Origin of the sequence: Streptomyces sp. NBC_00440 (assembly GCF_036014215.1) — a bacterium.
Taxonomy (GTDB): domain Bacteria; phylum Actinomycetota; class Actinomycetes; order Streptomycetales; family Streptomycetaceae; genus Streptomyces.
This window is the reverse complement of the sequence record NZ_CP107921.1, coordinates 567392-578847: the sequence shown is the minus strand read 5'-3', so window position 1 is coordinate 578847 and position 11456 is coordinate 567392. Positions and strand designations below refer to the sequence as shown.

The 11456-nt window shown below is 66.5% G+C and carries 9 protein-coding genes; 6 read left to right on the top strand and 3 right to left on the bottom strand.

Annotated features, from left to right (window positions below; genetic code table 11):
* The first annotated feature begins 199 nt into the window (after positions 1-199).
* The 4 genes from OHB13_RS02585 (at position 200) to OHB13_RS02570 (ending at position 5466) form a co-directional block, all read left to right on the top strand.
* Positions 200-1492: an ABC transporter substrate-binding protein gene (locus tag OHB13_RS02585; protein WP_328375276.1), complete on the top strand. Its 1293-nt coding sequence runs from the start codon at positions 200-202 to the stop codon at positions 1490-1492.
* Positions 1493-1514: 22 nt separating this feature from the next.
* Positions 1515-2429: a carbohydrate ABC transporter permease gene (locus OHB13_RS02580; protein ID WP_266859739.1), complete on the top strand. Its 915-nt coding sequence runs from the start codon at positions 1515-1517 to the stop codon at positions 2427-2429.
* The gene (locus tag OHB13_RS02575; RefSeq protein ID WP_266859741.1) at positions 2426-3343 is read left to right on the top strand and encodes a carbohydrate ABC transporter permease; all 918 of its coding nucleotides are present in this window, start codon (positions 2426-2428) and stop codon (positions 3341-3343) included. Before OHB13_RS02580 ends, OHB13_RS02575 begins: the two co-directional genes overlap by 4 nt.
* 656 nt (positions 3344-3999) lie before the next feature.
* The gene (locus OHB13_RS02570; RefSeq protein WP_328375274.1) at positions 4000-5466 is read left to right on the top strand and encodes an FG-GAP-like repeat-containing protein; all 1467 of its coding nucleotides are present in this window, start codon (positions 4000-4002) and stop codon (positions 5464-5466) included.
* A gap of 795 nt (positions 5467-6261) precedes the next feature.
* Here the strand turns inward: OHB13_RS02570 and OHB13_RS02565 are convergent.
* Positions 6262-6534, bottom strand: a complete 273-nt coding sequence (locus tag OHB13_RS02565) for a hypothetical protein (RefSeq protein WP_328375273.1) — start codon at positions 6532-6534, stop codon at positions 6262-6264.
* 428 nt (positions 6535-6962) lie between these two features.
* Between OHB13_RS02565 and OHB13_RS02560 the strand changes: the two genes are divergently transcribed.
* Positions 6963-7571 carry a hypothetical protein gene (locus OHB13_RS02560; RefSeq protein ID WP_328375272.1) on the top strand — a complete coding sequence of 203 codons (609 nt, stop codon included), beginning with the start codon at positions 6963-6965 and terminating at the stop codon, positions 7569-7571.
* Positions 7572-7640: 69 nt separating this feature from the next.
* A complete protein-coding gene (locus OHB13_RS02555) occupies positions 7641-8789 on the top strand; it encodes a helix-turn-helix domain-containing protein (RefSeq protein WP_328375270.1) in 1149 nt (382 codons plus the stop codon).
* A gap of 504 nt (positions 8790-9293) precedes the next feature.
* On the opposite strand, the gene OHB13_RS02550 is transcribed toward OHB13_RS02555, so the two are convergent.
* Together OHB13_RS02550 and OHB13_RS02545 are read right to left on the bottom strand one after the other, a co-directional pair.
* Positions 9294-9893, bottom strand: coding sequence for a restriction endonuclease (locus OHB13_RS02550; protein WP_328375268.1), 600 nt, complete (start codon positions 9891-9893; stop codon positions 9294-9296).
* On the bottom strand, positions 9890-11191 hold the full coding sequence (locus OHB13_RS02545) for a restriction endonuclease (protein WP_328375266.1): 1302 nt from the start codon (positions 11189-11191) through the stop codon (positions 9890-9892). The genes OHB13_RS02550 and OHB13_RS02545 overlap by 4 nt, the downstream gene beginning before the upstream one ends.
* Positions 11192-11456: the final 265 nt, after the last annotated feature.

Sequence of the window (11456 nt, the reverse complement as noted above, 5' to 3'; positions counted from 1 at the left end):
TAGGGCTTGTTCGAGTCTGTTGGAAGAGGCGTGGTAACGGTTGTTCGATATCTCGCTTAAACCCTTGACTGGCACGTCACTTGGGAGTGAGATCCAATCCTCGCGTTCGGTTGTGTTGGGTTTCACCCTGGAGGAGGGGGACATGGCGCAGTCTTCGTACAACGGTTCAGTCGTGCCCGGAAGTGTGGCTGGACATCGGATGTCCCGCCGGAATCTTCTGCGTGGCGCGGCAGTCGGTGCCGGCGCTGTGGCGCTGCCTTCGCTCCTGACCGCATGCAGCAGCGGCCCCGGAGGTGACTCCAAGATCATCAAACTGGGGTCGAACTCCTCGGACGCGGTACCGAAGAAAGCTTTCGCTGACGCGTTCGCCGCATATGAGAAGCAGTCCAAGGAAGGCCGGAAGATCAAGGTCAACACCGTTGACCACAACAGCTTCCAGGAGAACATCAACCGCTATCTGCAGAGCGACCCGGACGAGGTCTTCATGTGGTTCGCGGGGAACCGTATGCAGTACTTCGCCAAGAAGGGCCTGCTGTACGACATCAGCGACCTCTGGCAGGACTACAAGGGCTTCACGCCCGCGCTCAAGGCCCAGTCGACGGGGGCGGACGGAAAGCAGTACTTCACGCCGTACTACTACTACCCGTGGGCGGTCTTCCACCGGAAGAGCGTCTTCGCCAAGTACGGCTACCAGGCCCCGAAGACGCTCGACGAGTACATCGCGCTCGCCAAGCAGATGAAGAAGGACAAGCTCGTCCCCATCGGCTCCTGCGACAAGGACGGGTGGCCCGCGATGGGCACCTTCGACTACATCAACATGCGGTCCAACGGCTACGACTTCCACAAGTCCCTGATGGCGGGCGAGGAGTCGTGGACCGACAAGCGGGTCAAGGACGTCTTCGACACCTGGCGGCGCATCCTCCCGTACTGCCAGCCGGGCGCCAACGGCCGTACCTGGCAGGAGACCGGACAGAGCCTCCAGAAGCGCGAGATCGGCATGGTCGTCCTCGGAATGCCGCACCCGGGCCAGCAGTTCCCGGCCGCCGAACGGTCCGACATCGACTTCTTCCCCTTCCCCGAGATCAACCCGGAGCACGGTCAGGACGCCGTCGAGGCGCCCATCGACGGGTTCCTGCTGGCGAAGAAGTCCAAGGAACTCAAGAACAAGAAGTCCATGGAGAGCGCCAAGGACCTGCTCAGGTGGCTGGCCACACCCAGGGCCGAGGACGTCTATCTGGCCGGCGACCCCAACAACATCGCGGTCAACAGCGGGGCCGATCTGTCGAAGTACACCGGACTGCAGAAGAAGTCCGCCCAGCTGATCGCCGGGGCGAAGCAGATCTCGCAGTTCATGGACCGTGACACCCGGCCGGACTTCGCGTCGACGGTGATGATCCCGGCCATCCAGAAGTTCCTCTCCACCCCGAACGATGTCGACGGACTGTGCAACGACATCGAGCGGCAGAAGAAGACCATCTTCGCTTCCGAGTGAACAGCCCCCTGGAGTTCAGACCGTGGCGCTCAACACCGCTCGGCGCTCCGCACGACGAGGCCGCAGCCGCTTCACGCGGCGCGACCTCGTCGTTCTCGGGCTGCTGCTGGGCATACCCGTCCTGCTCGACATCGCCATCGTGTGGGGACCGACCCTCGCTTCCGTCGTGCTCTCCTTCACCAGCTGGGACGGCGTCGGATCCATCAAGTGGGTGGGTACGCAGAACTACGCGAACCTCTTCACCAACTACCCGCCCTTCTGGCCCGCGGTCCGGCACAACCTGCTGTGGCTGGGCTTTCTCGGTCTCGTCTCGGTGCCGTTCGGGCTGCTGCTCGCCGTACTGATCGACCGGGGCGTGCGCTTCAGCCGCTTCTACCAGTCGACGCTCTACATGCCGGTGGTGCTCTCGCTCGCCGTCGTCGGCTTCATCGCACAGCTGGTGTTCTCCCGCGACCAGGGTGTGCTCAACGCCATCATCGGCAACACCAAGAACCCCACCGACTGGCTCGGCGACCCGAAGCTCAACATCTGGATGATCCTGCTGGCCGCCGCCTGGCGGCACACCGGATACGTGATGATCCTCTATCTGGCCGGACTGAAGGCCGTGGACCCCTCGCTCAAGGAGGCCGCGGCCATCGACGGGGCGAGCGAGGCGCAGACCTTCTTCCGGGTCGTCTTCCCGACTCTGCGGCCGGTCAACGTGATCGTCGGTGTCATCACCGTCATCGAGTCGCTGCGCGCCTTCGACATCGTCTACGCGGTCAACCACGGCCGCAACGGCCTGGAGGTGCTCTCGGTGCTCGTCACCGACAACATCATCGGCGAGGCGAGCCGGATCGGCTTCGGCTCGGCGATCGCCGTGGTGCTGCTGGTGGTCTCCATGGGCTTCGTCGTGACGTATCTGGTGCAGGAGATCCGAGGAGAGAAATCCCGATGACCGTCGACACCGCGCCGCCGCCCACCGCGGTCCCGGCGTCCGCGCCCGCCGTCCGCCGCAGGGGGCTGCGGCCCGGCCGGATCGGCGTGCACGTCTTCCTGATGGGCGTCTCGATCGCCTTCCTCGCGCCCCTGCTCCTCGCGGTCTACGCCTCGCTCAGGCCGTACGACGAGACCTCCAAATACGGCTACTTCTCACTGCCGAGGCATCTGTCCTTCCAGTACTACAAAGAGGCCTTCAGCGACTCGGGGATGACGAAGTACTTCGTCAACACCCTGATCATCGCCGTGCCCGGGGTCATCATCACGCTCTTCCTCGCGGCGTTCGTGGCCTTCGCCGTGTCCCGGCTGAAGATGCGCGGCGGCATCGTCCTGCTGATGCTCTTCACCGCGGGCAACCTGCTGCCGCAGCAGGTCATCGTCACCCCGCTGTACGTCGTGTTCAACCGCATCCCGCTGCCGTACTGGATGTCCGACTCGATGACCATGTTCGACTCGTACTGGGCGGTCATCCTGGTGCAGGTCGGGTTCCAGCTCGGCTTCTGCGTCTTCGTCCTCGCGAACTTCATGCGGACGCTGCCGCAGGAGATCCTGGAGGCGGCGATCGTCGACGGCGCGGGGGTGTGGACCCAGTTCTGGCGGATCACGCTGCCGCTCTGCCGCCCCGCCATCGCCGCGCTGTGCACCCTTGAGTTCACCTGGATGTACAACGACTTCCTGTGGGCGCTGGTCTTCATGTCCGACGGGGACAAACTGCCGATCACCTCGGCACTGAACAATCTGCGGGGGGAGTTCTTCACGGACTACAACCTGCTGGCCGCGGGTTCGGTGATCGTGGCACTGCCCACGCTTGTGGTGTTCCTGCTGCTGCAGCGGCACTTCATCGCCGGGCTGACACTCGGATCCAGCAAGTGAGCTGCTGGTAGCCGGAGTTACGGGGAGGGGCCGCCGCCGACTGTGGCGGCGGCCCCCCCCCGCCCCCGTATCCCCCCGGCTCCCCGCTTTCCCCTCACCCCCCGACCGACTCCACCGCCCTGAGCACCGCCTCCGCCCCGTCCTCGGCGGCCATCAGCGCGGCCCCCCTCCCGGCCGCCCCACCGGCCCAGCGAGCGTGCTCCATCCACCACGGGGGCGAACTCGCCGGTGGGCTCGGCCGGCTGGAGGTGCACACCGAGCGCCGGGATACCCAGGGTCTCCGACAGCTCACGTCCCAGCGGCGCCGTGGTGGCGGAGAGCAGCAGCAGTCCGGTGTCCGGCGACACCGGTCCGGCGAGCCCGGCGCCCAGCTCCCGTACGGAGCCCGCGGCCGTCCTGTCCCTGCCCCTGTCCCCGGTGCGGGTACGCCATGTGACGACCGCCTTCCGTACGGCGACCGCTCCCCGGTGCGGGAACGGCTCGGTGTCCAGCGTGGTCCCTGACGTCGGGTCAGGGTCAAAGCGGCCCCTGCGGACCGGAATGTTCCGGCAAAGTGTTGGCGGGTGCAACCATTGCGCGCTCTCGTGTGTCAGGGGAGAGGAAGCAGTTTTCAAGAGATCGGAGATCGTGTGCATTCCCGAGCCCTGGGTGCAGGTGTGGCCATCGCCGTAGCGGTGGTGTCCGCCGCTGTCGCCGCGCCCGCAGCCCAAGCCGCGCCCGCGTCGTCCATAAGGTCGGCGCACTCCGCCGCACCGGCCGCCGGAGCCCCCGAGAAGGCCGACTTCAACGGCGACGGTTACGCCGACACCGCCTTCACCGCGCCGTCGGCCACCGTCGGCGGCAAGGCGGGCGCCGGATACGTCGGTGTGATGTACGGCTCCAAGTCCGGTGTGAACAAGGCCTCCAAGCAGGTCATCGACCAGAACACCGCGGGTGTCCCGGACTCGGCCGAGTCCGGCGACGCCTTCGGCAGCGCCATCGCCTCCGCCGACCTCGACGGCGACGGCTACACGGATCTCATCGTCGGCGCCGCGAACGAGGACGCGGGCGTCGGAAAGCTCGGCACCCTCACCGTGCTCTGGGGGAGCGCCACCGGCCTGTCCGGCGGTGCGGTGCTGGCCCAGGGCGACACCGACACCGGAGGCATCGGCGACAAGCTGGCCGTCGGCGACTTCAATGGTGACGGCGGCCAGGACGTGGTGACCGTCGCGGGCAACCAGCATCTGCGGGTGCTCTCCGGCCCGTTCAAGCGGGACGGATCGGCGAAGAGCACGTCGGTCATCCGCGACACCGAGGACACCCGGTACCTCGACATCGCGGCGGGCGACATCACGGGCGACGGCGTCACCGACCTGGTCGGCACCATCAACGACGGTGACGAGTACGACGCCCGCCGGGTGCGCTTCCTGCCCGGGACGGCGAACGGTCTCGGCGCACCCAAGATCGTCGAGGACGCGAAGGGCAACTGGGTCGAGGGCGGCGAGCACGTCACCACGGGCGATGTGAACCATGACGGCTATGCCGACATCGTTGTCGGCCGTCCGGTGGAGGGCTACGACAGTGATCTCAACCTGCCCCTCGCCAAGGGCGGCATGATCATGTACATCCCCGGTGGCGCGTCCGGCCCGCAGGGCACCAAGGCCAAGGCCTTCAGCCAGGACAGTGCGGGTGTCCCCGGGGCGTCCGAGGTGGGCGACAAGTTCGGCGAGGCGGTCTCCGTCGGTGACACCAACGGCGACGGCTACGGCGACATCGCCGTCGGTCTCCCCGGCGAGGCCCTCGGCACCAAGGCGAAGGCCGGACAGGTGATCGTCCTGCCCGGCAGCGCGACCGGACCCACCGGCACCGGCTCCAAGGCGTTCAACCAGGACACCCCGGGCGTCGAGGGTGCCGTCGAGGCCAATGACGCCTTCGGCGGGGCGACTTCGCTGATGGACGCCAACGGCGACGGCCGGGCCGAGCTTGTCGTCGGCTCGCCCGGTGAGAACGCCAACGCCGGATCCGTCTGGGTCCTGCCGGGCAGCACCGCCGGCACGACCGGCACCGGTTCGATGACCTTCGGATCCGGCACGCTCGGTACGGACCCGGCGAACGCCAAGCTGGGGTCGTCCTTCAACCGCTGACCCGCAGGCAGTACCAGTCGCTGACACAGGATGCCCAGGGCCCTGCCCTGGGCATCTCTGCTGTCCGGTGCACAGGGCGCCGCACCCGGGGGCCCCGTGCACGGTCCGTGCGGCGAATCGCCCGTCCGATGCACCATGCCGCCCAACCGGGTTTCCGTGGCAAGGTGTTGCGGGCAAACCACTGGGGCCCAGGCAGCGAAGAGGGGGAACCGTGATCGTCTGGATCAACGGGCGGACCCAGAAAGTTGCTGGTCAGCGGCTTACCTGCTGAAATGTCTTGCATTGTCTAGCCTAAGTTAGCTCGCTCTAGCTTTACTTAGCCCTGATGAGCAAGATCTTTCTCCCATCCGTCTCCCATGGGAGACGGATGGGAGAGGGCTGCGATGGAGTTCCAGATCCGAGACCGTTCGGTCAACCAGGGGCGCCGTGAGCTATCGCCGCCGAGCGGACTCGGGCCCCGCCGGGCTAATCCAGGGCGCCGCCGCCGTCCGGCTCCCGGAGCGTCGGCCGGATACCTTGCCCGCCGGGCCGGTGGTCCGTCGGCGGCGGTCGACCTTTGCCGACAGGTGGCGTCGCAGTACGCATAATTCGCACGCCCAGCAGAAACGGGCGTGCCGCAGGCGCCGCAGGGCGGCCCGATCCCCAGCATCCGCTACGCATGCGCGTGCGGGACGTCCGGCATGCCCGGGAGCAAGGTCCCCCTTAACAGCAATTCCGCCCCAGGATCCCAGGGCGGGAAGCCGGTCCAGCACCTGCTGGAGGCGCTGGACCCTCGTCTTTCGCTCGTCGTTCTCCTCATCCGCCAGGCCGCTCAGCAGGGCAGCGAATGCGGTCGTCTTGGCGAGAGCCCGCGTCAGGCTCTCGGTTGAAGGATGGGCGAGCAGTACCGAGATGTTCGACCTGTTCGACCTGTCGCAGTTTCGGCGGCCCGCGCACCGCGGACTGGCGCAGGAGGATGCGGCGTCCTTCGATTTCCGCGGCGGTGAGCTTTTCACCGTCGCAGACGATCGGCAGCCCCGGCCTCAGCGTCATCGTCCACTGACTCATCCGTTTCTCCGCAGTACGCATTCATCTGACAGTGGTCCCGCCGCCAGGTCCGTGGTCAGCCGGCCCGACCACAGCAGGGCCATCAGCACCGGTCGGGCCTCCTCGGGCTCGCGGTCTCCGGCCAGGCGCCGTTCGGCGAGCGCCAGCTCCCCGTCCGACGACGCGGCCCGTCCATCTTGGGCACATATGAATCGCTGTGCCCTTCCCCGCCGTGGCGGGGAGGGCACAGGTTCGCGGAAGGCAGGCCGCGGCTCGTCACTTCGCTCGCAACCAGTGGCGCAGTCCGAAACGACGAAGCCGCAGAATCTTATAAAGATGGGCCCTTGTTTGAGGTAGGGTCTCTCTCAGTCAACTGCCCTGTATCGGAGGTCCTCTTGCCGTTCTCCCTATCGATGTCCCCCTTGGAGCCCGACGACGTTCGGGCTCAACTTGGCGGAATGGGGACAAGGTTGGAGTACCTGCACGACGTTCTGCGCGCGGGCGAGGCGGCGCGGCGAACCGCAGTCCCCAACGACCCGACGGGGACTGGCGGGCGGAGGGCCTACGAGGCCCACGTGCGCACCCTTCGGGAGCTGCATATCGAGCGCGAGGGGTGGGCGCGGCTCGTGCATGGCCGCTTGGAGTTGGTCTGCAACGCCGATCGGTCGATGGCGATGGGCGTCATGGTCGGTGACGCCGCCACAGGCCAGGCGAGCCTGTTCCCGAAGAACGGGCGCCGCCGGGGCGCCGCCACCGGACAGGTCACCCAAGCCAACGAGGGCGAGGGGGCGGCACAAGTCCAGACCGCTCTGTTCGTGGCGGGCGCAGGGCCCAGGGGCGTGTCGCTCAGCGAGGAGGAAGCCGCCGCGCTGAAGACGTGGTTTCTTCTGTCGTACCGCACGAAGGTCGGGGACGCGGTACGCGTCGGCTGCGAGCTGTCGCGGCCTAAGCGGTTCGTGGACGGATTCGTGGTCGAATGGGGAAGACGGATTCCGCTTCCCGCGCTGACGATGGACGGAATCGAACCTTTGAACGATGATGGGCCTGGGGAGATCGACATCCCTGTCGATTTCCGCTGAGTCCGATGGTGGGGGCGTCGGAGTCCGCCGCCCCCACCAGGCACCACCGATAGCTGAGGCAGCCCCCACATGGTGACCCCGTCCCGCATCGCACTGGCACGCAAGCGCAGAGGGATGACCCTCGCCCAGTTGTCGGACCGGTCTAGTATCTCGCTGCAAAGCCTGTCGAACTATGAAACCGGGCGAACCGCTCCGCGCTCCGCCACCCTGAACAAGCTGGCGTCCGCCCTGGACTTCCCCGCAGCCTTCTTCCAAGGGCCGCCGCTGGAGGAACTCCCCGCCGACGGAATCTCGTGGAGGGCACGCAGCAAGACCTCACCACGGGTGTTGGATGCTGCCCGCGCCGCAGGAACGCTCGGTGCGACGCTTTACACCTGGATCGCTGAAAGCTTCCGTCTTCCAGCGGTGGACGTGCCATCTCTGGGCAGGCCGGATCCGGAAACGGCCGCCGCGATGGTCCGCACCCGCTGGGAACTGGGGGAAGCACCGGCACCCAATATGGTGCACCTTCTAGAAGCCCATGGAGTGCGCGTGTTCTCCCTGGACCCCGATCACGCCGAGGTCGACGCGTTCGCCGTCTGGCGTGAAGGCGTGCCCTTCGTATTCCTCAACACCCTAAAATCGGCCGAACGAGGCCGCTTCGACGCCGCTCACGAACTCGGGCACCTCGTGATGCATGGGAGCGAGCACGCCTGCTCGGGTCCCGAAGCCGAGCGCCAGGCGAACGCCTTCGCATCCGCGTTCCTCATGCCCAGGGCTAGCGTCCTGGGCCACATGCCGTCGGGTGCCCACGTCGACCAGATCATCCGCGGCAAGCGGATCTGGAAGGTCTCCGCCATGGCCCTGACGTACCGCCTGCACGATTTGAGCCTGCTCACGGACTGGCAGTACAGGTCGACTTGCGCGGAACTGAGCCGGTTGGGGTATCGCTCCGCCGAACCCGAGAGCATGGGAGAGCGGGAAACATCGCAAGTGCTGACCAAGGTATTCGCGGCGCTGCGCACAAAGGGTGTGAAGCCTTCTGCCGTAGCCGCGGAACTGGGGCTGACAAGCGAGGAAATGAACAGGCTTCTGTTCGGCCTTACGCTCACAACCGTCGCCGGCGGTGGACAGCAAACCGCACCCACTCCCACGCGACACCTGTCCGCAGTTAGCTCTCCTCCTTCTGTAGCCGCTCGTCCGCCGTCGAATCCCGTACCCGCGTTCGCTAGGCCGTGAGTTCGCCGCTTGGACAGGTCAGTCATCTGGTCGGGTCAGGCTTGGAGGCATCGACGCCCCCTCCTGTCCGGTGCTGGTTGCGTTCTCATGTGCCTCTGGTCCGGACCTCCGTGGTCCAGCGAGGCGCGCCCGCTGCGTTCCGGTCGACGCGCTCTGCCAAGTCGGGCGGCCCGACGCCATTTGGTCGAGCGCACGACCAAGACCCAGCCACGCGACCTGGCCTTCAGCAGCGCGTTCAAGGCAGCAATCAGCCGGTACAGGCTACGCGCCTTCGCTTGTGCACCCTCATGGTGGGCGAGCCCCGAGCACCTCTCTATGCCCCATCGGCCACTTCGACCCCGGCCCCGCCGAGGCGATTGGTTCCGTCTTCTCCGCCAAGTCCGGTCCGTTTTGCCCGGCCCGAAAGCCCAAGCCGGGCGTCTCTATGAGAAGCAGTCGGGCATCGCGGAAGGTGGAGCGCCCGTGGAGGTCGTTCACTCGACGCGGTTCCTGGACAGGGGAGCCTCACGGTGAATGTGGAGCGTTGTCCAGGCTGTTCGCCTTGCCCAGGCCGAGGATCTCCTGCAGGGATTCACCCCATGTGGCCCAGTGCGCCAGTTCCTGCTTGCCGAACGGGGCGATGTCGTGTTGCCGAGCGAACTTCAATGCGGGTTTGGTGAACTCGCTACTGGTGACGGCCACGACGAGGTCCGCGCCGTGTACCGGACGTGCAGTGCCGTTCAACGCGTACAGGACGCCCACTTCGACGCGCCGAGCGGTCGTGATGAGCTTGCACTGCGCGACCAGCTTCTCGCCGGTGGGTGCGACCGCTATGATGTCTGCGCCGCGGTCGCCTGCTCCGCCGTGTCTTTGCAGGACGTTGAATCCGTCGCGTTGGAGCAGGGTAGCGACCATCTCCTCGAACCCGCGCGGTGACATGGATTGGATGGCTGCCAGCGAGACGCTGCCCGGGGAGGTGGTGAATCTCAGGCCCCGTGCTTCTCGCATGGCCAGGTCGTGCAGGAATTCGCGGTCCCGGGCCAGTGCTTCGAAGATGCGCGGGGCACGGCCTTGTATCCCGTCGACGAGGCGTGCCGCCTCGTCGAGTTCGGACGGACTGTTCAAGGCGCTGCAGCGGTAGCGTTCCCGTAGGTCCGTCCGTACCAGCGGCGTAGCGCGTCCGAGATTTCCTCGGCCGCGGCGCACGCCGTTCGCACGTTCTCCAGTTCGTCTGCGAGGATCTTTCTTAAGTGGCCGGCAGCAAGTCGGCAAGGGGCGTCCATAGGCGTCCACCACGGTTCATCGAATTCCGGTCGGTACAGCTCCCGCCGTCTCGCGTGGGCGAGCTCCCGGTCGATCATGTCGTGGTGTAGTTGGATTTGTTCCGCGGCGTCTTGGACCAGTTCCATTTCGGTGGTCCAGGTGAACGCGGCGAGAAGGCCGTCCCTATCGGGTTCCAGGATGCGCAGCGCGGTGGGCGGGCCCTGCCGGAGGGCCCGGCCGGACGACGCCTCGGGAGGCTTGCCGGAGCCGAGTATCTCGGATAGGGGGGTACCCCACTCCATCCATCGACGTAGATCGTCCCTGTCGATGAGGAGGATCCGCTGTTCCCGGGCATAGCGGCGTGCGGGGCGTGAGAACCGTCCGTTCGAGGCGACGGTGATGAGCGCACCAGGGAAACGGTCGCCCGCCGTACGGCTGAGCTGCTGGACGCGAGGCAGCCCGACGGTGGGCGCAGGGAAGAGGTTGAAGAAGGAGTGAGGGACGGATACCTGTTCGGGCTGGATGACCAGGGTTTTGCCGTCCGGCAGGCGCGTCAGGACGGGCGTGCTCCTGATGCCCCTATGCACCACCGGCTCCATGGACCCGTCGGTAAGCTCTTCGATCCATTCGCCCAAGTCGTCGTGCAGGAGACGGTCCAGCCGCGACAAGGTGATGCCGTCCGCCGTCTTCGCCTGTCGCCGACTGGCTTCCTGAAGTGCGAGCTCGTGCAGCACGTCGCGGTCGAGGGCCAGTAGGTCGTCGAGCCGCTCCCTGGCGGCGCTGAGATGCCGAGACAAGGGCAAGACCGATTCCACGAGCGAACACGACCGTGATGCGTCGAGATCTCTGTGTATCTCGGCCAGCACGACGTCACACTCGTCGGCCGCCTGCCGGGCCTCTTCCTCTTCCGACGTCAAAGCGGTGACCAGTGATTCGGCTGCTTCGGCGCAGAGGGCGTGGACGTGTGAGGCGTCATGGGCCGAGGCTCGATGGCCTGCTCGTCGGCGTGCCTCCCTCAGCTCGCGTTCGGCCACCTCACGGTGTGCGTGCAACTGCCGCCCGATCCGCGTCGTGAGCTCGGCTTCGGCGGCCTGCGTGAAGGTCGCGAGCAGGTCGTCTGGTCCGGCCGACGCCAGGGCTTGGTCGAGCAGATTTCGCATCCGCTCATCGTCCGGACGGGGCCATGAAACGGATTGTGCAGGGAGGGAGGCCATTGTCGGATGGTAGGTGCCGACACTGACAGGAGCGGACACGCGTAATGAGAACCACTGTCGCCCACTTCGTCCGCTAAGAGGTCATCTGAACTATGCAGGTGGCAGGGCGAGATGATTGCGTGACTGCTGGGGTTGGTGGTCGTTGGACGAGGCGTGAACGCTCGCGGCACGTACCGTAGTGATGTCTCCGACGCTCGCCGGGCTCTGACCG

Coding starts and splice junctions, on each gene's coding strand:
- OHB13_RS02545 (WP_328375266.1), bottom strand. CDS start 11,191: ATGCGAAATCTGCTCGACCAAGCCCTGGCGTCGGCCGGACCAGACGAC.
- OHB13_RS02555 (WP_328375270.1), top strand. CDS start 7,641: ATGGTGACCCCGTCCCGCATCGCACTGGCACGCAAGCGCAGAGGGATG.
- OHB13_RS02585 (WP_328375276.1), top strand. CDS start 200: ATGTCCCGCCGGAATCTTCTGCGTGGCGCGGCAGTCGGTGCCGGCGCT.
- OHB13_RS02565 (WP_328375273.1), bottom strand. CDS start 6,534: ATGCGTACTGCGGAGAAACGGATGAGTCAGTGGACGATGACGCTGAGG.
- OHB13_RS02575 (WP_266859741.1), top strand. CDS start 2,426: ATGACCGTCGACACCGCGCCGCCGCCCACCGCGGTCCCGGCGTCCGCG.